Raw genomic sequence first — 23385 nt, 5'->3', positions numbered from 1 at the left:
TCTGTTTTATCCTTTAATAATGTCGCTATAATCTTCAAAAAAAGCTTCAAACTTTTGCATATTTTCATTTAAGAAAACCATTGTCTCTTGCCAAGTGTTTTTGTTGTGTATGCTAACATTTTCTTTAATCACATAAATTCTAGAAATTTCTTTTTTGTTATCTAAAATGTAAGCGTCTGTAAAAATAGCATCAGGTAAAAAATCTGTAGTAATAATAGATTTTAAGGAAGATAATTTTTCCCAAGTATCTATCTGCTTTTCTAAATCATTATGCTCTAAATCTAAAGTTACCATTGCAGTTTTTTTATCAAAATAAAACTTAAAAGATAAATTTTTAATTCCTGTATTGTAAAGTGTCCATTTCCTAGGAAACGATTTTCCAAAAGAAATCCAGAACTCTTCACGCAATTTTTTAGATTCTTCTCTGCTAAACATATCTTAGATAAAATAAGCAATAGCTATACCAAAAATGATAACTAATAACTTTCTTAAGTTAAACTTATGACCTTCTGAGCTTTCAAACAAAATAACTGTAGAAATATGTAGTAAAACTCCAATAACCAATGCTGTAATTTGTATATGGTACGTCTTTAAAAAAGTTAAATTGGAACTTAATAAACTACCTAATGGTGTCATAAACGCAAATAGCGTAATAAATAATACCGCCTGTGCTAGTTTAATTTTAGAATTAAGTAAAAAAATACTTAAAATTATAGCAATAGGAATTTTATGAACCAATATGCCATACACAAAGTTATGATTGTGGTGGTGACCAAGTGGCATACCTTCTAATAATGAATGTATAGATAAACTAATAAAAAGCATCCAAGGTAAATTAACACTATCTATATTAAGGTGCACGTGACCGTGTTCTGCTCCTTTAGAGAAAAACTCTAAAAATATTTGCAACAAAATACCAAGCATTATAAATACACCAACTTGTTTAGGGTCTCCGTGTTCGTATACCTCAGGAAAAAGTTCAAAAACTGTTATAGCTAATAAAAAAGCCCCACTAAAAGCAAGTAGTAACTTAAATATTTCTTTATTTTTTGGTTTGGTAACGTAGACAAAAATAAAACTAAGCAATACCCCAAGAATAGGTAATATATAAATCATAAATAAATTGGTGTTACACAATTTTGCAGACAAAATGTAATAAGGGGCAAAATTAATGTATTTTTGCGTATTCTTTAAGATACCTATGGATAATTATAAAATGATAGCCAAAACCTTATTTGGTTTTGAAGAGATTTTAGCAAAAGAACTACGCAATTTAGGCGCAGTAAATGTAAAAGAAGGCGTACGTTGTGTCTTTTTTGAAGGAGATAAAGGTTTTATGTACAAAGCAAATTTATGCTTGCGTACAGCTATTAAAATTATAAAACCTGTAACTTCTTTTAAGGTGTATAATGAGCAAGATTTATACAGGAAAATGTATGCTATAGATTGGGGAGAGTTTTTAACTACAGATACTACTTTTGCTATAGATACTACCATTAAGTCTGATATGTTTACGCACTCCTTATACGTGTCTCAAAAAGTTAAAGATGCCATTGTAGATAAATTTAGAGATACAGAAGGCGAAAGACCTAATGTAGATGTTAAATTCCCAGATGTACGTTTTAATATACATATACAGAATGATACTTGTAATGTAGCTTTAGATTCATCAGGTAGATCTTTGCACCAACGTGGTTACAGAACAGCAACCAATATTGCGCCAATAAATGAAGTTTTAGCAGCTGGTTGTCTGTTATTAAGTGGTTGGGATGGTCAGTGCGATTTTATAGATCCTATGTGTGGTAGTGGTACTTTTTTAACTGAAGCTGCTATGATTGCTTGTAATATACCAGCTAACATAAATAGAAAAGAGTTTGCTTTTGAAAAATGGTCTGATTTTGACGAGGATTTGTTTGATAAAATTGTAGACAGTAGCTTAAATAAAACAAGAGATTTTCATTTTAAAATAAAGGGGTTTGATAAAGCACCTTCTGCTGTACGTAAAGCTCAAGATAATGTAGAAAATGCTAATTTAGATGATTATATAACTGTTGAGCGTAAAAACTTTTTTGATACAGAAAAAGAGGTAGACGGTCATTTACATATGGTGTTTAACCCGCCTTACGGGGAACGACTAAATATAGAAATGGAAGAATTTTATGCAAGTATAGGAGACACTTTAAAGCAAAAATACCCAGGTACAGATGCTTGGTTTATAACTTCTAATCTTGAAGCATTAAAACACGTAGGTCTACGTCCGTCTAGAAAAATAAAAGTGTTTAACAGTCACTTAGAATCTAGGCTTGTGAAATATGTAATGTATGAGGGAAGTAAAAAAGCTAAGTTTAATAAAGATAGGGAGTAACCTACTAAAATATAATATTAGTAAAAGGGAGCAATAAACAGTGTTTATTGCTCCCTTTTACTAATAAAAAAGACTGTTTTTTTAGTTAGTATATTACTATCTTTTGGGTTTTAGGCCTTCTTCAGGTTTTGGCTTTTCTTGCTCTTCTAAAGGTTCTTTTTTCTTCTTTTTAGCTCTTTTATATAAAGGTATTAAATAGCTTAAGCTGTAATTATATCCTGTGCCAAAATTACTACCTTCAGTAGTTTTATTAAAGCCAGGAATCCAAATATTTGCAAAACCATCTGCTGTTTTGTTACTTAGTAAATACCCCAAACGAACACTAGCACCCAAATATAAATTTTTAAATATCTCTACTTTAGTACCTAAAACAAACTCTAACCAAGATGCATTTAAACCATCAAACTCAGATAAGTTTTCTGTGCCAGGTAAAAAATCATCTTGCCAATACCTATTACTATCGTAAATTTGGTAACTGTTTATTTTGTGTTTAAATGTGCTATACGCGTATCTACCACCAATGTATATAGAATTGTTCATACCATACCAATTATCATATACATTTAAATCTACACCTAATTTTAAGTAACTACCCGTAGTGGTAAAATTAAAATTGTCCTCATCTCTGGTATTTTCTTCGTTACCAAGTTCTGCTGCAACGTATAGGTTTTGAGATAATCTATAATCCCCTGTAATTTCTAAACCCTTGTAATCTTCTCTGTAGAAATTCTGGGCAAGCCTATTTAAGTCAACACCCAAACGTATACCGTATGGTTGCTCATAAACAAGCGTATCCTTTTTGTTTAAGTCAATGGTTTTACTCTGCGCAAAGCCATTAAAAACAAAACTAAAAATACAAATACTAGTGATAAATTTTAACATGTGTTACGGCTATGTTTTCTACTGTGGTTTCTACTACTTCTACGTTTTTAATCCAATTTTCTGCATCTGCAGTAAGTGTACTAGTTAATTCATTATAATGAATAACATAACCGCAGGCTCTAGAAATATATACTTCATTGGTTGCATAATTAAATGTTACGGTATCTGTATTACCAGTTTCGTCTCCATCTTCATTATCAGCAGAGTTAGAAATTAAATTATAGGTTGTGGTGGTTTCATTTGCACGCAAAGGAATACTAATGGTTGTTAAGTTGGTTCTGTCTATGCTATCTTCATTATCAAAAGGAGAATCTTGTCCCTCACCAACAATTCTAAGTTTAGTAACTGCTTTTTCAGTTTCTTCTTCAGCTTCAAAATCATAAAAATTTACAATTAACAAAGCAGTGTCACCATCTACGCAAATATCATCTTTTTCACAAGATGTAAAGCCTGTAAACAGAAGAATTGCAGCTAATATTCCTATTTTTTTCATCAATATATAGTTTGATTTCTTTTTAATTTGGAACAATTATTATGCCCTCTTTTTCAAAAGTACAACATTTTCTACGTGATGCGTTTGCGGAAACATATCTACAGCTTGCAGTCTTGTAATCTCATACATATCATTCATTAATTCCAAATCTCTTGCTTGTGTAGCACTGTTGCAACTTACGTAAACCACTTTGTTGGGAGCAATAGCTAAAATTTGCTCAACTACATCTTTGTGCATTCCTTCTCTTGGTGGATCTGTAATAATTACGTCTGGTGTACCGTTTTGAGCAATAAACTCTGGATTAAAAATCTTTTTCATATCACCAGCATAAAAAACAGTATTATCTATTTTATTATGCTTAGCATTTGCTTTAGCATCTTCAATAGCTTCTGGTACAGCCTCTATACCAACAACCTTTTTAGCTTTTTTAGAGACAAATTGAGCAATAGTCCCTGTACCGGTATATAAATCATATACTAGTTCATCACCGCTAAGTTCTGCAAAATCTCTAGTAATTTTATACAACTCATATGCTTGTTCTGAGTTAGTTTGATAAAAAGACTTTGGGTTTATTTTAAATTGAAGACCTTCCATTTCTTCAAAAATATGATCTCTACCAGCAAAACAAACAATGTCTTGATCGTAAATAGTATCATTTTGTTTTTGATTAATTACATACAATAAGGCAGTAATTTCAGGGAAAGTAGTAGCCAAGTGATTTAAAAGTGCTTCTCTATTTTCTTTATGATCATCAAAAAACTGAATAAGTACCATAATTTCTCCCGTAGAAGAAGTACGTATCATTAAGGTACGTAATTCACCAGTGTGGTGTCTAGGGTTAAAAAATGTCATATTATTTTTGGTAGCAAATTCCTTAGTTTCTAACCTAATTGCGTTAGATGGGTCTGCTTGTAAATGACATTTTTTAATGTCTAAAATTTTATCCCACATTCCAGGAATATGAAACCCTAAAGCATTACGATCTTCAATTTCCTTATCTGATTTTACTTCATCTAATGTTAACCATCTGCTATCAGAAAAAGAAAACTCCATTTTATTGCGATAAAAATATTGTTTTTCTGACCCTAAAATAGGAGTAATGGCAGGTAATTGTAAGTGTCCAATTCTGGTTAAATTATTTTCTACCTCTTTTTGCTTGTAAAACAATTGATGTTCATAGCCCATATGTTGCCACTTGCAACCACCACAAACGCCAAAATGTTCGCACTGTGGTTCTGTTCTTTTATCAGATAAGGTATGGTAATTTATGGCAGTACCTTCAAAATAAGCCTTTCTTTTTTTTGTGGTTTGTACATCTACAACATCACCAGGCACGGCGTTATTTAAAAAAATTACACGTCCGTCAGGAGCTTTTCCTATAGTTTTTCCTTTTGCACCAGCATCTACTACTTCTACATTCTCAAAAACTACTCTTTTTGTTTTTCTTCGCATAGCGCAAAAATAGTAGAATTATTTGTTATATAAATACTTGCTTATTATTAATTATGAATAAAATTGAGGCTAAATTTAGTTTGATAATTTTAATGTTATTTTGATAAATTATAAATTATAGAGGAATTAATTATTAATGTCTTAAATTTTTTATGCTCCAATAGCAATTTGTAATTTGCAAAATATTAAAAAATAAGGTTGATTTCTCTCCTTTAAGCAGGAATCGTTTAAGTTTTATATTTAAAAGAATTAGATTATGTCAATTATTCAAGGATCGGCATCTGCAGACGCAATTGCATTAGAAGAAAAGCACGGAGCTCACAATTACCACCCTTTACCTGTTGTATTAAACAAAGGAGAAGGTGTGTATGTGTGGGATGTGGAAGGTAAAAAATATTACGATTTTTTATCTGCTTATTCTGCAGTAAATCAAGGTCATTGTCACCCAAAAATTGTAGGTGCAATGGTAAACCAAGCACAAACATTAACACTTACCTCTAGAGCATTTTATAATGATATGCTAGGTAAGTTTGAAAAATTTGCAACAGAAACATTTAACTACGATAAGTTATTACCAATGAATACAGGTGCAGAAGCTGTAGAAACTGCACTAAAATTATGTAGAAAATGGGCATATGAAGTAAAAGGTATTCCTGAGAATGAAGCAGAGATTATTGTTTGTGAAAACAACTTTCACGGACGTACAACCACTATAATTTCATTTTCTAACGACCCTGTTGCTCGTAAAAACTTTGGCCCATACACTAGTGGTTTTATTAAAATTGAATATGATAATTTAGTTGCTCTTGAGGCTGCTCTAGAAAACAACAAAAACGTTGCAGGCTTTTTAGTAGAACCAATACAGGGTGAAGCTGGAGTTTATGTGCCAAGTGAAGGGTATTTAGCAGCAGCTAAAGCTTTGTGTAAAAAACACAATGTTTTATTTATAGCAGACGAAGTACAAACGGGTATTGCACGTACAGGTCGTTTATTAGCTACATGTGGTAATTGTACTTGTGCAGATAAAAATTGCTCTGGAACTCCTGAGGTTAAAGCAGACATTTTAATACTAGGGAAAGCATTGTCTGGTGGTTCTTATCCAGTTTCTGGTGTTTTGGCTAATAATGATATTATGAACGTTATTACTCCTGGTAACCACGGTAGTACATTTGGTGGTAACCCTGTAGCAGCTGCAATTGGTATTGCTGCTTTAGAGGTTGTTAGAGATGAAAAACTGGCAGAAAACGCTCAGGTTTTAGGTGAGTTGTTTAGAGAAGAATTAGGGAAATTTATAGAAACTAGCGATTTAGTTACGTTGGTAAGAGGTAAGGGCTTATTAAATGCTATTATAATTAATGATACAGAAGATAGTTCTACTGCTTGGGATATTTGTATGGCATTAAAAGAAAATGGTTTACTAGCTAAGCCAACACATGGTAACATTATTAGGTTTGCACCACCATTGGTAATGACTAAAGAACAGTTGTTAGAGTGTGTTGCTATTATTACAAAAACTTTAAGCGAGTTTAAAAAGTAATAGTCACTTTTAAATAATAAAATAGAATTAAAGCACGGCTTTTTCTGTGATGGTTAACGTCATAGAAGCCGTGCTTAATTTAGCGTTAACACCAATAGGAAACGTAAAATTTGCAGGTATATGGCCAAAAGACATACCGTATACCGCAGGTATATTTAAAGGCTCTAACCTATCTTTAATAACTTCTTTTAACGTAAATGTTTTTGTTTTTTGTGTTGTTTCACAACCTGCAAAAACTCCTAAAACTAATCCTGCTGCATTTTTAAAAGTTTTACCTTCTATTAATTGCGTTAACATACGGTCTATACGGTAAGGAGATTCTTCTACATCTTCAATACACACAATTTTATTAGTAAAATCTATTTCATGTGGTGTACCAATTAAGGCATTAATTAAAGTTAAGCTTCCGCCAACCAAAATACCTTCTGCATTTCCTGTTGTAATAACATATCTATTATACTCTGTATTTTCTTTTTGCTCTTCAGTTAAGTCAGAATTATGAATTACAACACTTTTTTTAGGGTTAATAACTAGTTGTTCTAGCATAGAAATTCCGTATTCATTATCTAGTGTAGTGCCAACAGGTCCGTGAAAACCAACCAAGCCAGTTTCTATATAAAAACCGTTTAGTAAGGTTGTAATATCACTAAAACCAATAAAAACCTTAGGGTTATTTTTAATGATTTTATAATCTATCAATTGCATAATGCGTGTGCATCCATAACCGCCACGCGCACATAATATACCATCTATATTCGGGTTTGCAAACATTTCATTAAGGTCTGCGGCTCTTTCTGCATCTGTATTACTAAAATATCCGTAATTACCAATAATACGTTCTGTGTGGTATGGTATAAACCCCATTTTACGTAGTGTAGTTTTGGCATGTTCTAATCCTTCTGAAGAAACCGCATATCCAGGTGCAACTAAACCAATTGTATCTCCCTTTTTTAACTGTTTTCCTTTTAGTAAATTGTTATTTTTAGGAGTATAGCTAGTATTGCTAATGGTAATAGGTAGCAAGCTTGTTGCAGCAGTACCTAATGCAGTTGTAATAAATTTTCTTCGTTTAAGCATAGTAGCGTAGTCTAATTTTAGAACTAATATACACTTTTTAAGGTTTTACAGCAGAACCATCTTTTTTTGTTCTTTTTAACTGGCGTTTAATTTTTTTTATCGCAGATTCAATAGATTTTTCTGGTTCTATAATATTATATTCTCCCCAAAAATTAGGGTCTGAAAATCCAACAGCTTCATCACCTAGAATAATAGACATTTTAACTTTGTCTTTACCTTTAGGTAAAACATTACTTGTGTTTTTCTCCCAATCTGTAACTGCCATTTCACAACTCATACTATAAACTGAGTTAAATAAACGGCTATCCCAATCAATTTTAAATTCTAAAATAGCACTACTGTAGCTGTAATACCATTTGTTATTTTTTTCTCTGTAATCTACCCGGTAAGCAACATCTGTTGGCCATACTTTAGCTCTATTAGGCTTTTTGCGCACAAAAAGTTTAGCAGCCTTTTGTTTGTCTATAATATTTAAAGAATAAATAGCACTGGTAAGTATTTTTTTCTCTGCATCTATATATAATTTTCCTTTGTATAGCGGTTGGTTGGTATTGCTATTTTGTTTAAAACTGATAACGTAAATTAACTTGTTGTTTATACGGGTAGTGTGGTCAAAACTAAAATCATAAAAGGGTAAAACATCTAAGCCAAAAATATATTGCGGATACTTCATTACATCAACATATAATGCATTAAATGGGCCACCTTGTAATTTTAAAGCAAGGGTATCCATTTTAGAGTAGTTGGTGCTTTTCCTTGTTTTGTAGAGCTCAACAACATCTTTACGAGAGTTAGAGTATGGAGCTTTATAAATGTTAACTACAGCTTCAGAAAGCGATATGTTTTTTCTTCTTTTTTTAATGCTTTCTCTATAAAAAGCTGTCATTACTGTAGGGTCTTCAAAATAATTTTCACCTCTTTTTTTTAGGGTTTCTAAAACCAATGCTTTTGGATCTTTAGGAGCAGAAATATTTATTTCGCTTAGAGCAGTAACTGTTATGTCTAAAAATATTTTATTGTTGCCAGATTTTTTTAATGTTCTTAAGTCTATTTTTTTTGTTTTATATCCTAAAAAAGACACAACCAAATCACCTGTAGATATTTCATTAGGAACTTTTAAAGAAAACTTACCTTCAGCATTACTAATACTACTAATATTAGAGCCGGCTATAGATAAAGTAGCAAAAACAAGAGGTTTTTTAGAGTCGCTATCTAAAATTTCTCCTTTATATTGATTAAATTCCTGAGCGTTTACAGTTGGTAATCCTAAAAAAAGAAACATAAAACAGAAAAGAAAAGAGTAAAAGACCGACAATTTTATGGGTTTAGTATGTGCGAGTATCATAGCAAAAGTTTTTTAAGTGAGTTAGTTATATACAATCAGAGTCTTTTAAATATACGTTTTTTTAACATATATTAAGGTTTTTTTAGCAATGATTTATCATAATCTATGTCTAAAATAAGAGGGAAACTTACAAATGAATGCTTAGTTTTATCGTTTTTTTTACACAGTTTTTTATATATAATAGATAAGCAAAGAGTTTTATCTTTGCATACATATAATCGTATTTATGAAAGTCAGCAATATTCCGTACCACAAAACAGGTTACTTCTCTAGTTTAATGTGCGATTATTTAGAAGAGAAGAAAGAGTTACAATCTTTTTACAACAGATTTCCCAACTTAGAGAATTTTAAATTACAGATTGAAGAAAAGTCTAAAAATTTTCCTGATAGAAATAGAGAGGTACTAGCAAATGCATTAGTTAACCAGTATGCAAACATTACTGCATCAGAAAAAACTAAAACAAATATATCTTTATTAAAAGAACAAAATACATTTACGGTAGTAACTGGTCACCAGCTAAATTTGTTTACTGGCCCCTTGTATTTCTTATATAAAATAATATCTACAATTAATTTAACCGAGGAGTTAAAAAGGACGTATCCAGAACAAAATTTTGTTCCTGTGTATTGGATGGCAACAGAGGATCATGATTTTGATGAAATTAACTACTTTAACTTTAAGGGGAAAAAGATACAGTGGAATAAAAATGCATCTGGCGGAGTAGGAAGGTTAAATACAGAAGGTTTAGACCAAGTGTTTAATGCTTTTTCTAGTACTATTGGTGGAGGTAAAACAGCAGAAGAGTTAAAAACTTTATTTACAGAAGCTTATTTAAGCCACACTAATTTAACAGCAGCAACACGGTATTTAGCAAATGAACTTTTTACCAGCTACGGTTTAGTTATTGTAGACGGAGATGATAAGGAGTTAAAAAAATTACAAATACCTTATGTTAAAGAAGACCTATTAAACCATACAGGATTTTCTAAGGTAGAAGAAACAAATGCAAGACTTAGTGCAGTTTCTGATAATTATAAAATACAGGTAAACCCAAGAGAAATTAATTATTTTTATTTGGTTGATGATGTAAGAGAACGAATTATTAAAAAAGATGATTTATACCTTATTAATAATACAGAAATAACATTTACTGAAGAAGCTATTTTAAAAGAGCTAAATGAGTTTCCAGAGCGTTTTTCTCCAAATGTTGTTGGTAGGCCACTTTTTCAAGAAATTATATTGCCAAACCTTTGTTACATAGGTGGTGGTGGAGAATTGGCATATTGGTTAGAACTTAAAACATATTTTGAGAGTCAGAATGTAACTTTTCCAATGTTATTGCTGCGTAATTCTGCTTTGCTAATAACAGAAAAGCAATCAGAAAAACTAAATAAACTAAACGTAAGTATTGAAGACTTGTTTTTAAAACAAAATAGTTTAGTAAATAAAAAAATAAGAGAAATATCTAACATAGATATAGATTTTACACCTCAAAAAAAACACCTAGAAGAGCAGTTTAAGCAGTTGTACACGCTTGCAGAGCAAACAGATAAAACTTTTTTAGGAGCAGTAAAGGCTCAAGAAGTAAAACAAAAAAAAGGATTACAAGCTTTAGAAGATAGGTTGTTGCAAGCACAAAAACGCAAGTTAAAAGACCATGTTATACGTTTAACAGATATTCAAAATCAGCTTTTTCCTAACAAGTCTTTACAAGAAAGAAATCAAAACTTTTCTGAGCCCTACTTAGAGTTTGGACCAAGTTTAATTTCTAATTTAATAGCAACTTTAAAGCCTTTAGACGGCAACTTTTTAATATTAGAATTATAAATTAAATGCACAAGATAGATTTAGGTTTAGTAGAAATGACAATGGATGTAATGAAATACGCCATTGATAGAATATCTGCAACTGAACGAGGAGTAGGAAAACCAGTTAAAGCTAAAGAATTAAAGGACTTGGTTGGTGAAACTATTACTAATAAAGGTATAGGCGGTGAAAATGCATTTAATTTATGGAAGAAACATTTGGCTAATGCAAATGTGCAAATAGACCATCCTAGGCATTTAGCGTTTGTACCAGCATCACCAACTAGAGCGGCTGTAATGTTTGATTTGGTTACTTCTGCATCTAGTATACACGGAGCTTACTGGATGGAAGGTGCAGGTGGTATTTTTTGTGAAAACGAAGCAATGAAATGGATTGTTTCTTTAACAGGTATGCCAGAAGGCGCTTTTGGTGTTTTTACAAGTGGTGGTACGGCAGCAAACTTATCTGCATTGGTTACAGCAAGAGAGCATTTTAGAGAAAAAGAAGAAAACAGAGGAAAAAAAGGCTTAATTATAGCATCAATTGGTGCACACTCGTCTGTAAAGGCAATGGCCAAAGTTATAGACGTAGATATTCTTTTAGTAGATTCTGAAGAAAGTTTACATCAATCAGAATTAGAAGAAACAATTGCTGGTTTATCTGTAGAAGAGCGTAACAGACTATTTGCAGTAGTTGCAACTGGAGGCACAACAAATGCTGGTATTATAGATGATTTAAGTGGTATAGCTAACGTATGTAAAAAAGAAAACTTATGGTATCACGTAGATGCAGCTTATGGTGGTGGTGCTTTAGTTGCAGATTCTGTTAGGCATTTGTTTAATGGTATAGAACAAGCAGATAGTATTACCATAGATCCGCACAAGTGGATGTTTTCTCCGTATGATTGTGGAGCGGTGCTTTACAAGGATATGCAGTTGGCTAAAAATGCACACTCACAACAAGGCTCCTATCTAGATATTTTTAAGGATGAAGGAGCTCATGGTTTTAATCCAACAGATTACCAAATACAGTTAACACGCAGAGTAAGAGGACTTCCTTTATGGTTTTCATTAGCAATGCACGGTACAGATAGGTATGAAGAAGCTGTGGAACGCGGATTAGAACTTGCCCAAATAGCAGGTAAAATGATAGAAGCACACCCAGATTTAGAATTGGTAAGAGAGCCAAGTTTGTCTTGTGTCTTGTACAGAAGAAAAGGGTGGAAACCAGAGGATTATACACATTGGACATACGAGAATCACAAAAAAGGATTTGCTTTAGTAACACCAACAAAATATAAATTAGGTAATACTTATGAAACTGTTTCTAGGTTTTGTTTTATTAATCCGGATACTACAGAAAAAGACATTGAACAAATCTTAAAAACAATGGAGTAAAATTTCAATAGTTTCGTTTAGCTTTTTTATAATTAAATATTACTTTTGCGCATGCAACATGACAAGGTATTAATTTTAGACTTCGGATCGCAGTACACACAACTTATTGCGCGTAGAGTTAGAGAGCTTAACATCTATTCCGAGATTCATCCATTCAACAAAATTCCAACAAACTTAGAAGAGTACAAGGCGGTTATCTTATCAGGTAGTCCTATGTCTGTACGTTCAGATGATGCTTTTCATCCTGACTTAAAAGGTATTAGAGGAGAAAAACCAATGCTAGCAGTGTGTTATGGCGCACAATACTTAGCACATTTTTCTGGTGGCGAGGTAGCCCCTTCTAACACAAGAGAATACGGTAGAGCAAACTTAAGTTTTGTAAAAGAAAATGAAACTTTTCTTAAAAACATAAGCGCAGGTAGCCAAGTTTGGATGAGTCATAGTGATACTATTAAATCTCTACCAACAAACGGAACATTGCTTGCAAGTACGCATGATGTACAAAATGCAGCATATAAAATAGAAGGTGAAACTACATATGCAATACAATTTCATCCAGAGGTTTACCACTCTACAGATGGTAAACAATTATTAGAAAACTTTTTGGTAGACATAGCAAATGTTAATCCAGATTGGACACCTAATGCTTTTGTAGAAGAAACAGTAGAAGCGCTACAGCAAAAAATTGGAGATGATAAGGTTGTTTTAGGTTTATCTGGAGGGGTAGATTCTTCTGTAGCAGCAATGTTATTGCATAAAGCCATAGGAAAAAACTTATACTGTATATTTGTAAATAACGGTTTATTACGTAAAAATGAGTTTACAGATGTATTAGAGCAGTACAAAGGTATGGGCTTAAATGTAAAAGGTGTAGACGCTTCGGCACGCTTTTTGGATGCATTATCTGGGTTAAGCGATCCAGAACAAAAGCGCAAAGCTATTGGTCGTGTATTTATAGAGGTTTTTGATGATGAAGCTCATCAAATACAAGGAGTAAGCTGGTTAGCACAAGGTACAATTTATCCAGATGTTATAGAAAGTGTTTCTGCAACAGGAGGACCAAGTGCAACAATAAAAAGTCACCATAATGTAGGAGGCTTGCCAGATTTTATGAAACTTAAAATAGTAGAACCATTAAAAGCTTTGTTTAAAGATGAAGTAAGGAGAGTAGGAGCCTCTATGGGTATGGCAAAAGACCTTTTAGGGCGTCATCCTTTTCCAGGACCTGGACTTGCAATTCGTATTTTGGGTGATATAACACCAGAAAAAGTAGCTATTTTACAAGAGGTAGATGCTGTATTTATAGGAGAACTTAAAAAAAGTGGCCTATATGATAAGGTTTGGCAGGCCGGAGCCATACTTTTACCCGTAAATAGTGTAGGAGTTATGGGAGATGAGCGTACCTATGAAAAATGTGTAGCTTTACGTGCTGTAGAAAGTACAGATGGTATGACCGCTGATTGGGTTAACTTACCATATGAGTTTTTACAAAAAGTGTCTAACAATATAATAAATAAAGTAAAAGGTGTAAATAGAGTAGTTTATGATATTAGCTCTAAGCCACCTGCAACTATAGAATGGGAATAATTATGAATAGTAAATTTTTTAAAACAGTTCTTTCTTTTTTGTTTATCCTTTTGGTTACAGCCAATTCTTATGCACAAAAGTATAAGACACACCCTGTAAAAAGAGGAGAGTCTCTAGAGAGTATATCTAAAACATATAACGTATCTATAGAGGATATTTTGGTCTATAATAAAGAGATTAAAAAAGGGCAAAAACTGACTCCTAATACTATATTAATTGTTCCGTTAGATAAAAAAATGGCAGCTGTAACGGCTTCCTTGTCAGGTGATAAACCTGTAACGGTTACTCAGGTTAAGCAAGAGAAACCAATTCGTTTTATAGAACATAAAGCTAAGAAACGAGAAACTTTATACAGTCTTGCTAAACAGTACAATGTTACAGAAGATGACATTAAAAGATATAACAAACAATTATATGCAGAGCAATTAAAAAAAGGAACTGTTTTAAAAATACCTGTTTATAAAAAAGAGGTTGTAGATACTTCTGTAACTACAACAACTAATTCTTTTTCTGAGGTTTATGAAGATACTCCTTATAAGTTTACAAATTATAAAGTTAAAAAAAGAGAAACATTATATGGTATTTCTAAACAATTTAAAGTTTCTCAGGATCAGATAAAAAAGTACAATACAAGTTTGTATTCTGATGATGTAAAGAAAGGGATGATATTAAGAATTCCTCACTTTAAAAAGGTAGAAATTAAAGAGGTTGTTTTAAAGTCCTATATAGTAAAAGCTAAGGAAACACGCTGGAGTATAGCAAATAAGTATGGTATTACTGTAGATAGCTTGTTGCTACTAAATCCAGATTTACCAAAATCTTCTAATTATTTAGCAGAAGGGCAAGAGCTTAAAATACCAGAGAAAAATATAGTTGTTAGAGATAGCTTGGTTAAAACTGGTTCAGAAAAAGTGCCAGATTTTATAACCTATACTGTACCTGCAAAAATGAATTTTTATAGGTTAGAAAAGGCTTATGGTGTTACAGAAGAAAAAATAAAAGAGATTAATCCTCTAGTAAAGGAAAAAGGGCTTCAAGAAGGAATGAATATAAAAATTCCAACTTTAAAAGGTCAGTCTTCGTCAGATACACAAGTTGTAAATTCAGAAAACTTTATATTTTACGTAGTTCGTCAGGGGCAAGGAGAAATGTCTTTGTCTAGAGATTTAGGAGTATCATTTAGTGAGCTAATAGCATTTAATCCAGCTTTAAAAGATGGTATTAAATCTGGTATGGTTTTAAAGCTACCTAAATCTAGAAGTACCAACTTTACAGTTAAAAACTCTTTAATTTTACCAAAAATTAATTTAGTAGATAGTATAAATGTTGCGGTAAGACCAAAAGTTATGGTTTTATTACCTTTTAGATTAGACAAAATAGATGTAAATAATTCCTCTATAGCTAAAAAGGATATTGATAAAAGACTCGACACTAAAATTAGTTTAGGTTTTTACTCTGGTATGCAATTGGCATTAGAAACAATTAAGAAAAAAGGAGTTTCTGTAGATGTTACTGCCTTTGACACACAGTCTACTAAAAGTGTAGATAGAGTTAAAGAAATTTTAGCACAAGAAAATATTGCGAATTATGGAGCTATTATTGGTCCTTTAGATCCGCAATCTATACAAGAGGTAGCTAAAAAAACTGCAGGTTTACAAATACCTGTTGTGTCTCCTAACTTAACAGAGCAACAAATAGGATTTGGTAATACGTTTTACACTTTGCCATCTAATGAGGTTTTAAGAGCTAAAATTTTAGACTATGTTTCTAGTATTTATACCAATCAGAATATAGTAATTATAGCAGACTCTAAACATAAGGAAGCCTCTGATGCTATTATGGCAAAGTTTCCTAAGGCCAAAAAGGTTAGCTTAATTAAAGACTTAACTATTAATATAAATAAGTTAAAATATTTATTGTCTAAAAAGGTAGATAATTTTGTTTTTGTAGAGACTAGTAATTTGGCACTTTCTAAGCACGCCACATCTGTTGTAAACTCTTTAAATGCTAAGGATACAAAAGTTAGAATGTTTACCACAGACCTAAATAAAGCTTTTGATAGAGATGATGTAGATAACTTACTTTTATCTAATTTAAACTTTACATACCCATCTGTAAATAAAGAAATTACTGATGAAGAGTTTAATAAAATGTACAGATTTAAATTTGGAGCAAATCCAGATAAATACGCAGCAAGAGGTTTTGATATTATGTATGATGTATTGTTAAAACTAGCTTATAAAAATGATTTGTTTGAGGTATCTAAAATAGTAGGAGAAACAGAGTATATTGCTAATAAGTTTAATTATGTAAACAAGCAAAATGCAGGGTTTACTAATACAGCTGTTTATATTATGCAGTATAATGATATGAAAATTGAAGAAGTAGAAAAAGTAGTACCTAAAGTATAATTGGTATGTCTTTCTTTAAAAAAATAGTTTTTTTACTATGTGTGTTTTTAGTTGCTAAAGGCATTGCACAAACTGAAGAAACTATTGTTTGGAGACCAAATTTAAAACTAAATTGGTCTAATTTTAAAGATAAAGCACCAATTAATAATAGAGCGGCAGCTATAACAGCTAGTGGTATCACTTATAAGTATACCACATATTTTGATAAAAAAAAGGGCAATAGATTCACATATGAAGTTGTTGCCCTTTTTTACCCAAATAAATCTTGGTATAAACCAGAGTTATGTACAGATATCACCTTAAGTCATGAGCAATTACATTTTGATATTGCAGAGATTTACGCGCGTAAAATGAGACTTAGCTTAAGTAAAATTAAACCTTCTAAACATACCAGAAATCAGGTGAAAGATATTTATACCGCTATTAATAAAGAATTAAATGCTTATCAGGATTTGTATGACTCAGAAACAAATTACTCTAGAGATATAGAAAAACAGCTTTTATGGCAAACAAAAGTTAAAAAACAACTTCAGTTAAAATAATTTAGATAATAAAAAAGCGACACCCAGTGTCGCTTTTTTATTTTTATCTTATTGCTTAGCTAATGTAATTACCAATGTCCCTTTAGTGTCTAAATCTACACCTCCAGTTGTTACAATCCTATTTACTTCGGTTTGTATAACAAGAGTTTCATCAGTTAAGCTAATTACTCTATAAGTTCCGTTTACAGTGTCATTAGCGTCAAGTTTTAGAGTGTCATTTTCTAATGACCAATCACCAGAACTTAGCGGACTTTCAGATGTTATGGTTTCTGTATAATCAGTTCCTAAAAACGAGAAATTAATTACAGTAGTGTATTCACCTGTGCTAATAATTGTATTAGGGTTTTCTGTAAATGTAGCTGTAGAGTTTTCGTTAGTAGAATTTGCTGTATATTCTAGCGGATAGGTTTGGTTATTAACAACAGTAGTGGCTGTACCATTATCAATAGTAGCACTCACCAATACCCAAGTACCAAGCAAAGGAGATTTTACTTCTGCTTCATCTGCAATTAATGGGTTTGTGCCTGCATTTACTTCATCAATATTAATTATTCCGTCAGCATCACAGTCTAAGTTGTTCCAAGTTTCACTAGTGTCAACTGTTTGACTAGCGAGTAAAAAAGAGCAGTTGCTTAAAGGGTCTGTACTATTGGTTAATTCTGTTCCATCAATTACACCATCCCCATCTGTATCAACAATTAAAGGATTTGTTTTGTTTGCTTTTTCTTCTCCATCCGTTATTCCATCATTATCTGTATCCTCGTTATTTGGATCTGTACCATTTGCTATTTCCTCTTCGTCACTTATACCATCGTTATCTGTATCTAGTATTATAATATCTTCAGTTTGCTCTACCAACTTATATAGTTGTTCACTATCATTGTTGGTACAGGCAAAAAGCATCATAGAAAAAATACATAAGGCAATTACTTTTTTCATAGTTTTACGGTGTTAAAGTTGTTTTATGGTAAGAAAAAAAATGTATGTTGTTGTTAATGTTGTATTTACGTCATAAAATTACTTTTAGACTTTTTAATTATGTTAAAAAACGATAACCAAAAACTTATAGAATTGGCTCATTACAGAATGCCATTTGGTAAATACAAAGGAAGGTATTTGGTAAACCTACCAGAACCATATTTGGTATGGTTTAATCAAAAGGGTTTTCCTGACGGAAAACTAGGTGTTTTGTTAAAATCTATGCTAGAAATTAAAATAAACGGATTGGAAGATATCATTCTAAAAATTCAGAAAGATTTTCCTAAAGAATAGACTGCTTTTGTAATAGCAATTTGCTATTTTTGCTTGCGTTAAGAAAACAACCTAACGCTACATGGCAAACACTAAGTACATATTTGTAACCGGAGGGGTTACATCATCTCTAGGAAAAGGAATTATAGCAGCATCTTTGGCTAAATTATTACAAGCTAGAGGTTACAGAACTACCATTCAAAAATTGGATCCTTACATTAATGTAGATCCAGGAACATTAAACCCTTATGAACACGGAGAATGCTACGTTACTGACGATGGTGCAGAAACGGATTTAGACCTTGGGCATTATGAACGTTTTTTAAACGTAAGAACTTCACAAGCTAATAATGTTACTACTGGTAGAATTTACCAAAGTGTTATAGAAAAAGAACGTAGAGGAGAGTTTTTAGGTAAAACAGTACAAGTAGTTCCTCATATTACCAATGAAATTAAAGAACGTATACAAATACTTGGTAAAAGCGGAGATTACGATATTGTAATAACAGAAATTGGTGGTACTGTTGGTGATATAGAATCTTTGCCATACATAGAAGCAGTTAGGCAATTACTATGGGAGCTAGGAGATAATAATGGTATTGTAATACATTTAACATTAGTACCATACTTGTCTGCTGCTGGTGAATTAAAAACTAAACCAACTCAGCACTCTGTTAAAACATTAATGGAAAGTGGTATTAAGGCAGATATTTTAGTTTGTAGAACAGAACACCAAATCTCTGATGAAATAAAGCATAAGTTAGCATTGTTTTGTAATGTAAAAAGAGAGGCGGTAATACAATCTATAGACGCATCTACTATTTATGATGTGCCTTTACTAATGCAACAAGAAGGTTTAGATACTGTTGTTTTAGAACGATTAGCATTGTCTGATACAGAAAAGCCAGATTTAACTACCTGGAATCAGTTTTTAGAACGTCATAAAAATCCAAAAAATCAAGTTACAATTGGTTTAATTGGTAAGTATGTAGAATTGCAAGATTCTTATAAATCTATTTTAGAAGCTTTTATACACGCAGGAGCAGAAAATGAGGTAAAAGTTGAAGTAAAATCTATACACTCTGAGCATATTTTAGGTAAAAATATGGCAGAAGAATTAAAGGGGTTAGATGGTATTTTAGTAGCACCTGGTTTTGGGGAAAGAGGTATAGAAGGTAAAATTGAAGCTGTACAATATGCAAGAGAAAACAAAATACCATTTTTAGGTATATGTTTAGGTATGCAAATGGCAGTTATAGAATTTTCTAGAAATGTTTTAGGGTTAGCAGACGCTAACTCTAAAGAAATGGATGAAAAAACACCAAACCCTGTTATTAACTTAATGGAAGAGCAAAAAACAGTAGTTAACAAAGGTGGTACTATGCGTTTAGGTACTTGGGCTTGCCATTTAGAAGATAATAGCCTTGTTAAAAATGTATATAGTGGTAAGGCAGATATATCTGAACGTCACAGACACAGGTATGAGTTTAATAATAAATACAAAGACCAAATAACAGCTGCTGGCTTACAAGCTTCTGGTATTAATAAAGATACAGGTCTTGTAGAAATTGTAGAGCTGCCTAAAGATATTCACCCTTGGTTTATTGGTGTACAATATCACCCAGAATATAAAAGTACAGTTGCAAATCCTCATCCTTTATTTGTTGGCTTTGTAAAAGCTGCTCTTGAGCATAAAAAACAATAAAAAAGTGCCACTTTGGCATAAAGTGTACATTTGGACATATATTTGCAAATTGTAATTTATTATTAACATAACTAGATTTATAGTGTTTGCTATAAAATCTTTGACATATTAGAATGGAAGAAAAGAAATTTGATGCAAAAACCTTAATTGGGTTTTTACTAATTTTTGGATTGTTTGTTTTATGGTTTAATACCACACAACCAACTGCCGAGGAACTAGAAGCACAGAAAAAAGAACAACAAAAAACTGAAGCTGCCACAGTAGATAACAAGCAAGAAAAAGAAACTACTGCTCAAGAACCAGTTTTAAATTTATCAGATTCTACAGCGGTTGCTAATTACAAAAGTAAAATAGGAGCTTTTGGGTATACACCAGCTTTAGAAGGAACAACTGTTTTAGAAAACAATGTTCTTTATTTAAGAATTAGTAACAAAGGAGGACAAATTGTAGAGGCAAAGATGAAAAACTTTGTTACTTATGATTCACTTCCTGTACACTTAGTAAAAGACAATAACGCAAGTTTCGGATTAACTTTTTCTACATCAGATAATAGAGTTTTAGATACAAAAGATCTATATTTTGAACCGTCAATCTCTAAAAATGGTAATAATACCGTGCTTTCTATGAAAGCTAAAGTATCTGCTACAGACTTTTTAGAATACAGATATGAGATTAAACCAGATGAATACTTGTTAGATTTTAATATTCGTTCTCAAGGTTTAAACGGAGTATTAAACAGCGCTGCACCAATTGCTTTAGTCTGGAAGCAAAAAGGAATTAGACACAGTAAAAGTGCTACATATGAAAATAGATATACCCGTTTAACATACAACCATGATGATGGTAATATTAGTAAATTATCAGAAAGCAGTGATGATGAAGAAGAAGAGGTAGATGTTAAATGGTTGTCTTACAGGCAACATTTCTTTAGCTCTATATTAGCTACAGATAAACATTTTGAAACAGCTAAATTAAGTTCTGTAAACTTAGTTGAAGATGATACACCAGAAACAAAATTTACTAAAGAGAATACAGCTGTATTACCTTTAAAAGCAGATGCCGGTGAACTATCTTATAATATGAACCTGTATTATGGGCCAACAGATATTAAAGAACTATCTAAATACAAAGAGCTAGGTTTAGAGGACTCTATACCTTACGGTTGGGGAATATTTGGTTTTATAAATAGATATGTGTTTACGCCAGCTTATACTTTTTTAAGTAGCTTTTTACCTTACGGTATTGCAATTATTGTAATGACAATTTTGGTGCGTTTATTAATGTCGCCAGTAACCTACAAGTCGTACTTATCACAAGCAAAAATGAAGGTTTTAAAGCCAGAGATTGCAGAATTAGGAGAGAAGTACAAAGACAATCCAATGAAAAAGCAACAAGAAACTATGAAGCTTTATAATAAAGCAGGGGCAAGCCCAATGAGTGGTTGTTTACCAGCTTTATTACAATTGCCAGTTTTTTATGCCTTGTTTATGTTTTTTCCAACCTCTTTTGCGTTGCGTCAAAAACCATTTTTATGGGCAGACGATTTATCATCTTATGATATTATAGCAGAATTACCATTTCACATTCCATTGTACGGGGATCACGTTAGTTTATTTCCAATATTAGCATCTATTGCCATCTTCTTTTATATGATGATGACATCTGGACAAAATATGCAACAGCAGCCAGGTATGCCTAATATGAAATTTATTCTTTACCTATCTCCATTAATGATGTTGATATTCTTTAATAGTTACGCAAGTGGACTTAGTTTGTACTACTTTGTATCTAACTTAATTACAATATTTATTATGTTGGCAATTAAGAAGTTTATTATAGATGAAGATAAAATACACGCTAAAATTCAGGAAAATAAAAAGAAACCTAAGAAAGAAAATAAGTTTCAGAAGAAAATGCGTGAAATGATGGAGCAAGCAGAAGAGCAAAAAAAGAATAGATAATAGTCTTTTTTAAATTATATTAAAAATCCTGCTTCAGTTTTGAAGCAGGATTTTTTTGTTATGTATTCTTTAAATAAAAAAAAGCTCCTATTTCTAGGAGCTTTTAAGCACTAAGTAGGTTAAACTTAGTAACATTTGGGACTCCAAAGATGCAACCTATTAAAAGGTTAAAAAATGTTTAGTTGTAAAAGCTGCATTTTTGTATGTTAAGCAGAGTCATTTTGTTGTTAAGTTTTCGACTAAGTTTTTAGTCCGTTTTTAATCGGTTTTAAATATCGATAAACGGTATATTTCTTTATGAAAAATTAAAGATTTATGGGTGTTAATAGAAATACAAAGCATTTTAGATTTTTGTATTTTTGCAATTCAGATTATAAAAAATGAAAAAAGTAGTAGTAGGACTTTCAGGAGGTGTAGATTCTAGCGTTACAGCTTATCTTTTAAAAGAACAAGGTTATGATGTTATAGGGCTTTTTATGAAAAATTGGCACGATGATTCTGTTACCATTTCTAATGAATGTCCTTGGTTAGAGGATAGTAATGATGCACTAATAGTTGCAGAGAAATTAGGTATTCCTTTTCAAACAGTAGATTTAAGTGCAGAATATAAAGAACGCATTGTAGACTATATGTTTAATGAGTATGAAAAAGGAAGAACACCAAATCCAGATGTACTTTGTAACAGAGAAATTAAGTTTGATGTGTTTATGAAGATTGCAATGCAATTAGGGGCAGATTATGTAGCTACAGGACATTACTGTAGAAAAACTTCTTTTATAAATGAAGAAGGTAAAGAAATTCATCAACTTTTAGCTGGTAAAGATGGTAATAAAGATCAATCGTATTTTTTATGTCAACTTTCACAAGAACAACTGTCTAAAACGTTGTTTCCTATTGGAGATTTACTAAAGCCAGAAGTACGAAAAATTGCAGCAGATAATGATTTAATTACAGCAGATAAAAAAGACTCTCAAGGACTTTGTTTTATAGGTAAAGTGCGTTTGCCAGATTTTCTTCAGCAAAAACTAAAACCAAAACAAGGTGTAATTGTAGAGGTTTCATCTTCATTAGAACAATACAACAATGCAATACCAGAATTTGCAACCAAAGAAGATGAATTAGCTTTTTACGCAACAAAACCGGTTTATAATTTAAATGATGGTAAAGTTGTAGGAGAACACCAAGGTGCACATTACTTTACCAAAGGACAACGTAAAGGTTTAGCTGTTGGTGGTACCAAGGAACCTTTGTTTGTTATAGAGACAGATGTAGATGAAAATGTAATATATACAGGGCAAGGTAAAAAGCATCCTGGGTTATACCGTAAAACACTTTTTGTATCTAATGAAGAGTTACATTGGGTACGTACAGATATGGCTTTAGAGGTAGATGAAACTATGGAAGTTATGGCACGTATACGTTACAGGCAAGCTTTACAAAAAGCAACATTGTATAAAGTAGATACTGGATTGTATGTAGATTTTAAAGAAGAGCAATCTGCAATGACAGAAGGTCAATTTGTTGCTTGGCATATTGGAGATGAGCTAATAGGCTCTGGGGTAATATCATAATT

19 protein-coding genes are annotated in these 23385 nt (G+C 31.9%); 11 read left to right on the top strand and 8 right to left on the bottom strand.

Annotated elements, in window-relative coordinates; all coding sequences use genetic code 11:
- Positions 1-6: 6 nt before the first annotated feature.
- A complete protein-coding gene (locus tag CELLY_RS01165; RefSeq protein WP_013619819.1) occupies positions 7-435 on the bottom strand; it encodes a DUF4268 domain-containing protein in 429 nt (142 codons plus the stop codon).
- A 3-nt stretch (positions 436-438) separates the two neighbouring features.
- Entirely contained in the window at positions 439-1116 is a 678-nt protein-coding gene (locus tag CELLY_RS01160) for a ZIP family metal transporter (RefSeq protein WP_013619818.1), read from the bottom strand.
- An 85-nt stretch (positions 1117-1201) separates the two neighbouring features.
- Here CELLY_RS01160 and CELLY_RS01155 point away from each other — a divergent pair, with 85 nt between their 5' ends.
- Positions 1202-2365 (top strand): THUMP domain-containing class I SAM-dependent RNA methyltransferase, encoded by a 1164-nt coding sequence (locus CELLY_RS01155; RefSeq protein ID WP_141103694.1) that lies wholly within the window; start codon positions 1202-1204, stop codon positions 2363-2365.
- Between the two features lie 96 nt (positions 2366-2461).
- Here the strand turns inward: CELLY_RS01155 and CELLY_RS01150 are convergent, their stop codons facing one another.
- The 3 genes from CELLY_RS01150 to rlmD are packed head-to-tail and all read right to left on the bottom strand — an operon-like array spanning position 2462 to position 5192.
- Positions 2462-3247, bottom strand: a complete 786-nt coding sequence (locus CELLY_RS01150) for a DUF6048 family protein (protein WP_013619816.1) — start codon at positions 3245-3247, stop codon at positions 2462-2464.
- Positions 3228-3740 carry a DUF6452 family protein gene (locus CELLY_RS01145; protein WP_013619815.1) on the bottom strand — a complete coding sequence of 171 codons (513 nt, stop codon included), beginning with the start codon at positions 3738-3740 and terminating at the stop codon, positions 3228-3230. The genes CELLY_RS01150 and CELLY_RS01145 overlap by 20 nt, the downstream gene beginning before the upstream one ends.
- A gap of 39 nt (positions 3741-3779) precedes the next feature.
- Positions 3780-5192, bottom strand: a complete 1413-nt coding sequence (gene rlmD / locus CELLY_RS01140) for a 23S rRNA (uracil(1939)-C(5))-methyltransferase RlmD (protein ID WP_013619814.1) — start codon at positions 5190-5192, stop codon at positions 3780-3782.
- Positions 5193-5448: 256 nt separating this feature from the next.
- On the opposite strand from rlmD, the gene rocD reads away from it, so the two are divergent.
- On the top strand, positions 5449-6729 hold the full coding sequence (rocD, locus tag CELLY_RS01135) for an ornithine--oxo-acid transaminase (protein ID WP_013619813.1): 1281 nt from the start codon (positions 5449-5451) through the stop codon (positions 6727-6729).
- A 27-nt stretch (positions 6730-6756) separates the two neighbouring features.
- Here rocD and CELLY_RS01130 read toward each other — a convergent pair whose 3' ends face one another.
- Both CELLY_RS01130 and CELLY_RS01125 read right to left on the bottom strand, forming a co-directional pair.
- Positions 6757-7806, bottom strand: coding sequence for a S66 peptidase family protein (locus CELLY_RS01130; RefSeq protein ID WP_013619812.1), 1050 nt, complete (start codon positions 7804-7806; stop codon positions 6757-6759).
- Between the two features lie 37 nt (positions 7807-7843).
- Positions 7844-9088, bottom strand: a complete 1245-nt coding sequence (locus CELLY_RS01125) for a carboxypeptidase-like regulatory domain-containing protein (protein ID WP_244847028.1) — start codon at positions 9086-9088, stop codon at positions 7844-7846.
- A gap of 289 nt (positions 9089-9377) precedes the next feature.
- On the opposite strand from CELLY_RS01125, the gene bshC reads away from it, so the two are divergent.
- From bshC to CELLY_RS01100, 5 genes are read left to right on the top strand one after another with little or no spacing between them, the layout of a single operon-like run.
- Complete coding sequence (gene bshC, locus CELLY_RS01120; protein ID WP_013619810.1) at positions 9378-10979, top strand: bacillithiol biosynthesis cysteine-adding enzyme BshC; 1602 nt, start codon at positions 9378-9380, stop codon at positions 10977-10979.
- Positions 10980-10984: 5 nt separating this feature from the next.
- Positions 10985-12355: a pyridoxal phosphate-dependent decarboxylase family protein gene (locus CELLY_RS01115; protein WP_013619809.1), complete on the top strand. Its 1371-nt coding sequence runs from the start codon at positions 10985-10987 to the stop codon at positions 12353-12355.
- A gap of 51 nt (positions 12356-12406) precedes the next feature.
- Positions 12407-13942, top strand: coding sequence for a glutamine-hydrolyzing GMP synthase (gene guaA / locus CELLY_RS01110; RefSeq protein WP_013619808.1), 1536 nt, complete (start codon positions 12407-12409; stop codon positions 13940-13942).
- A gap of 2 nt (positions 13943-13944) precedes the next feature.
- Positions 13945-16353 carry a LysM peptidoglycan-binding domain-containing protein gene (locus CELLY_RS01105; protein ID WP_169309914.1) on the top strand — a complete coding sequence of 803 codons (2409 nt, stop codon included), beginning with the start codon at positions 13945-13947 and terminating at the stop codon, positions 16351-16353.
- Between the two features lie 5 nt (positions 16354-16358).
- On the top strand, positions 16359-16895 hold the full coding sequence (locus tag CELLY_RS01100; RefSeq protein WP_013619806.1) for a DUF922 domain-containing protein: 537 nt from the start codon (positions 16359-16361) through the stop codon (positions 16893-16895).
- A gap of 48 nt (positions 16896-16943) precedes the next feature.
- On the opposite strand, the gene CELLY_RS01095 is transcribed toward CELLY_RS01100, so the two are convergent.
- Positions 16944-17834 (bottom strand): lipocalin family protein, encoded by an 891-nt coding sequence (locus tag CELLY_RS01095; RefSeq protein ID WP_013619805.1) that lies wholly within the window; start codon positions 17832-17834, stop codon positions 16944-16946.
- Positions 17835-17933: 99 nt separating this feature from the next.
- On the opposite strand from CELLY_RS01095, the gene CELLY_RS01090 reads away from it, so the two are divergent.
- The 4 genes from CELLY_RS01090 (at position 17934) to mnmA (ending at position 23383) form a co-directional block, all read left to right on the top strand.
- Positions 17934-18167: a DUF3820 family protein gene (locus CELLY_RS01090; RefSeq protein ID WP_013619804.1), complete on the top strand. Its 234-nt coding sequence runs from the start codon at positions 17934-17936 to the stop codon at positions 18165-18167.
- 61 nt (positions 18168-18228) lie between these two features.
- Positions 18229-19851 carry a CTP synthase gene (locus CELLY_RS01085; protein WP_013619803.1) on the top strand — a complete coding sequence of 541 codons (1623 nt, stop codon included), beginning with the start codon at positions 18229-18231 and terminating at the stop codon, positions 19849-19851.
- A 113-nt stretch (positions 19852-19964) separates the two neighbouring features.
- Positions 19965-21812 (top strand): membrane protein insertase YidC, encoded by a 1848-nt coding sequence (gene yidC / locus CELLY_RS01080; protein ID WP_013619802.1) that lies wholly within the window; start codon positions 19965-19967, stop codon positions 21810-21812.
- Between the two features lie 380 nt (positions 21813-22192).
- On the top strand, positions 22193-23383 hold the full coding sequence (mnmA, locus tag CELLY_RS01075; protein WP_013619801.1) for a tRNA 2-thiouridine(34) synthase MnmA: 1191 nt from the start codon (positions 22193-22195) through the stop codon (positions 23381-23383).
- Positions 23384-23385: the final 2 nt, after the last annotated feature.

It is taken from the genome of Cellulophaga lytica DSM 7489 (assembly GCF_000190595.1).
Lineage (GTDB): Bacteria > Bacteroidota > Bacteroidia > Flavobacteriales > Flavobacteriaceae > Cellulophaga > Cellulophaga lytica.
Note: the sequence above shows the minus strand (reverse complement) of the source record. Positions and strands in the feature narration are given on the sequence as shown.

What these genes read in the sequence shown, in the direction of transcription:
- CELLY_RS01100 (WP_013619806.1), top strand. Translation starts at nt 16,359, where the DNA reads ATGTCTTTCTTTAAAAAAATAGTTTTTTTACTATGTGTGTTTTTAGTT.
- guaA (WP_013619808.1), top strand. Translation starts at nt 12,407, where the DNA reads ATGCAACATGACAAGGTATTAATTTTAGACTTCGGATCGCAGTACACA.
- bshC (WP_013619810.1), top strand. Translation starts at nt 9,378, where the DNA reads ATGAAAGTCAGCAATATTCCGTACCACAAAACAGGTTACTTCTCTAGT.
- CELLY_RS01155 (WP_141103694.1), top strand. Translation starts at nt 1,202, where the DNA reads ATGGATAATTATAAAATGATAGCCAAAACCTTATTTGGTTTTGAAGAG.
- CELLY_RS01115 (WP_013619809.1), top strand. Translation starts at nt 10,985, where the DNA reads ATGCACAAGATAGATTTAGGTTTAGTAGAAATGACAATGGATGTAATG.
- CELLY_RS01105 (WP_169309914.1), top strand. Translation starts at nt 13,945, where the DNA reads ATGAATAGTAAATTTTTTAAAACAGTTCTTTCTTTTTTGTTTATCCTT.
- CELLY_RS01090 (WP_013619804.1), top strand. Translation starts at nt 17,934, where the DNA reads ATGTTAAAAAACGATAACCAAAAACTTATAGAATTGGCTCATTACAGA.
- CELLY_RS01145 (WP_013619815.1), bottom strand. Translation starts at nt 3,740, where the DNA reads ATGAAAAAAATAGGAATATTAGCTGCAATTCTTCTGTTTACAGGCTTT.
- yidC (WP_013619802.1), top strand. Translation starts at nt 19,965, where the DNA reads ATGGAAGAAAAGAAATTTGATGCAAAAACCTTAATTGGGTTTTTACTA.
- CELLY_RS01165 (WP_013619819.1), bottom strand. Translation starts at nt 435, where the DNA reads ATGTTTAGCAGAGAAGAATCTAAAAAATTGCGTGAAGAGTTCTGGATT.
- CELLY_RS01130 (WP_013619812.1), bottom strand. Translation starts at nt 7,806, where the DNA reads ATGCTTAAACGAAGAAAATTTATTACAACTGCATTAGGTACTGCTGCA.
- CELLY_RS01085 (WP_013619803.1), top strand. Translation starts at nt 18,229, where the DNA reads ATGGCAAACACTAAGTACATATTTGTAACCGGAGGGGTTACATCATCT.
- rocD (WP_013619813.1), top strand. Translation starts at nt 5,449, where the DNA reads ATGTCAATTATTCAAGGATCGGCATCTGCAGACGCAATTGCATTAGAA.
- mnmA (WP_013619801.1), top strand. Translation starts at nt 22,193, where the DNA reads ATGAAAAAAGTAGTAGTAGGACTTTCAGGAGGTGTAGATTCTAGCGTT.
- CELLY_RS01150 (WP_013619816.1), bottom strand. Translation starts at nt 3,247, where the DNA reads ATGTTAAAATTTATCACTAGTATTTGTATTTTTAGTTTTGTTTTTAAT.
- CELLY_RS01160 (WP_013619818.1), bottom strand. Translation starts at nt 1,116, where the DNA reads ATGATTTATATATTACCTATTCTTGGGGTATTGCTTAGTTTTATTTTT.
- rlmD (WP_013619814.1), bottom strand. Translation starts at nt 5,192, where the DNA reads ATGCGAAGAAAAACAAAAAGAGTAGTTTTTGAGAATGTAGAAGTAGTA.
- CELLY_RS01125 (WP_244847028.1), bottom strand. Translation starts at nt 9,088, where the DNA reads ATGTTTCTTTTTTTAGGATTACCAACTGTAAACGCTCAGGAATTTAAT.
- CELLY_RS01095 (WP_013619805.1), bottom strand. Translation starts at nt 17,834, where the DNA reads ATGAAAAAAGTAATTGCCTTATGTATTTTTTCTATGATGCTTTTTGCC.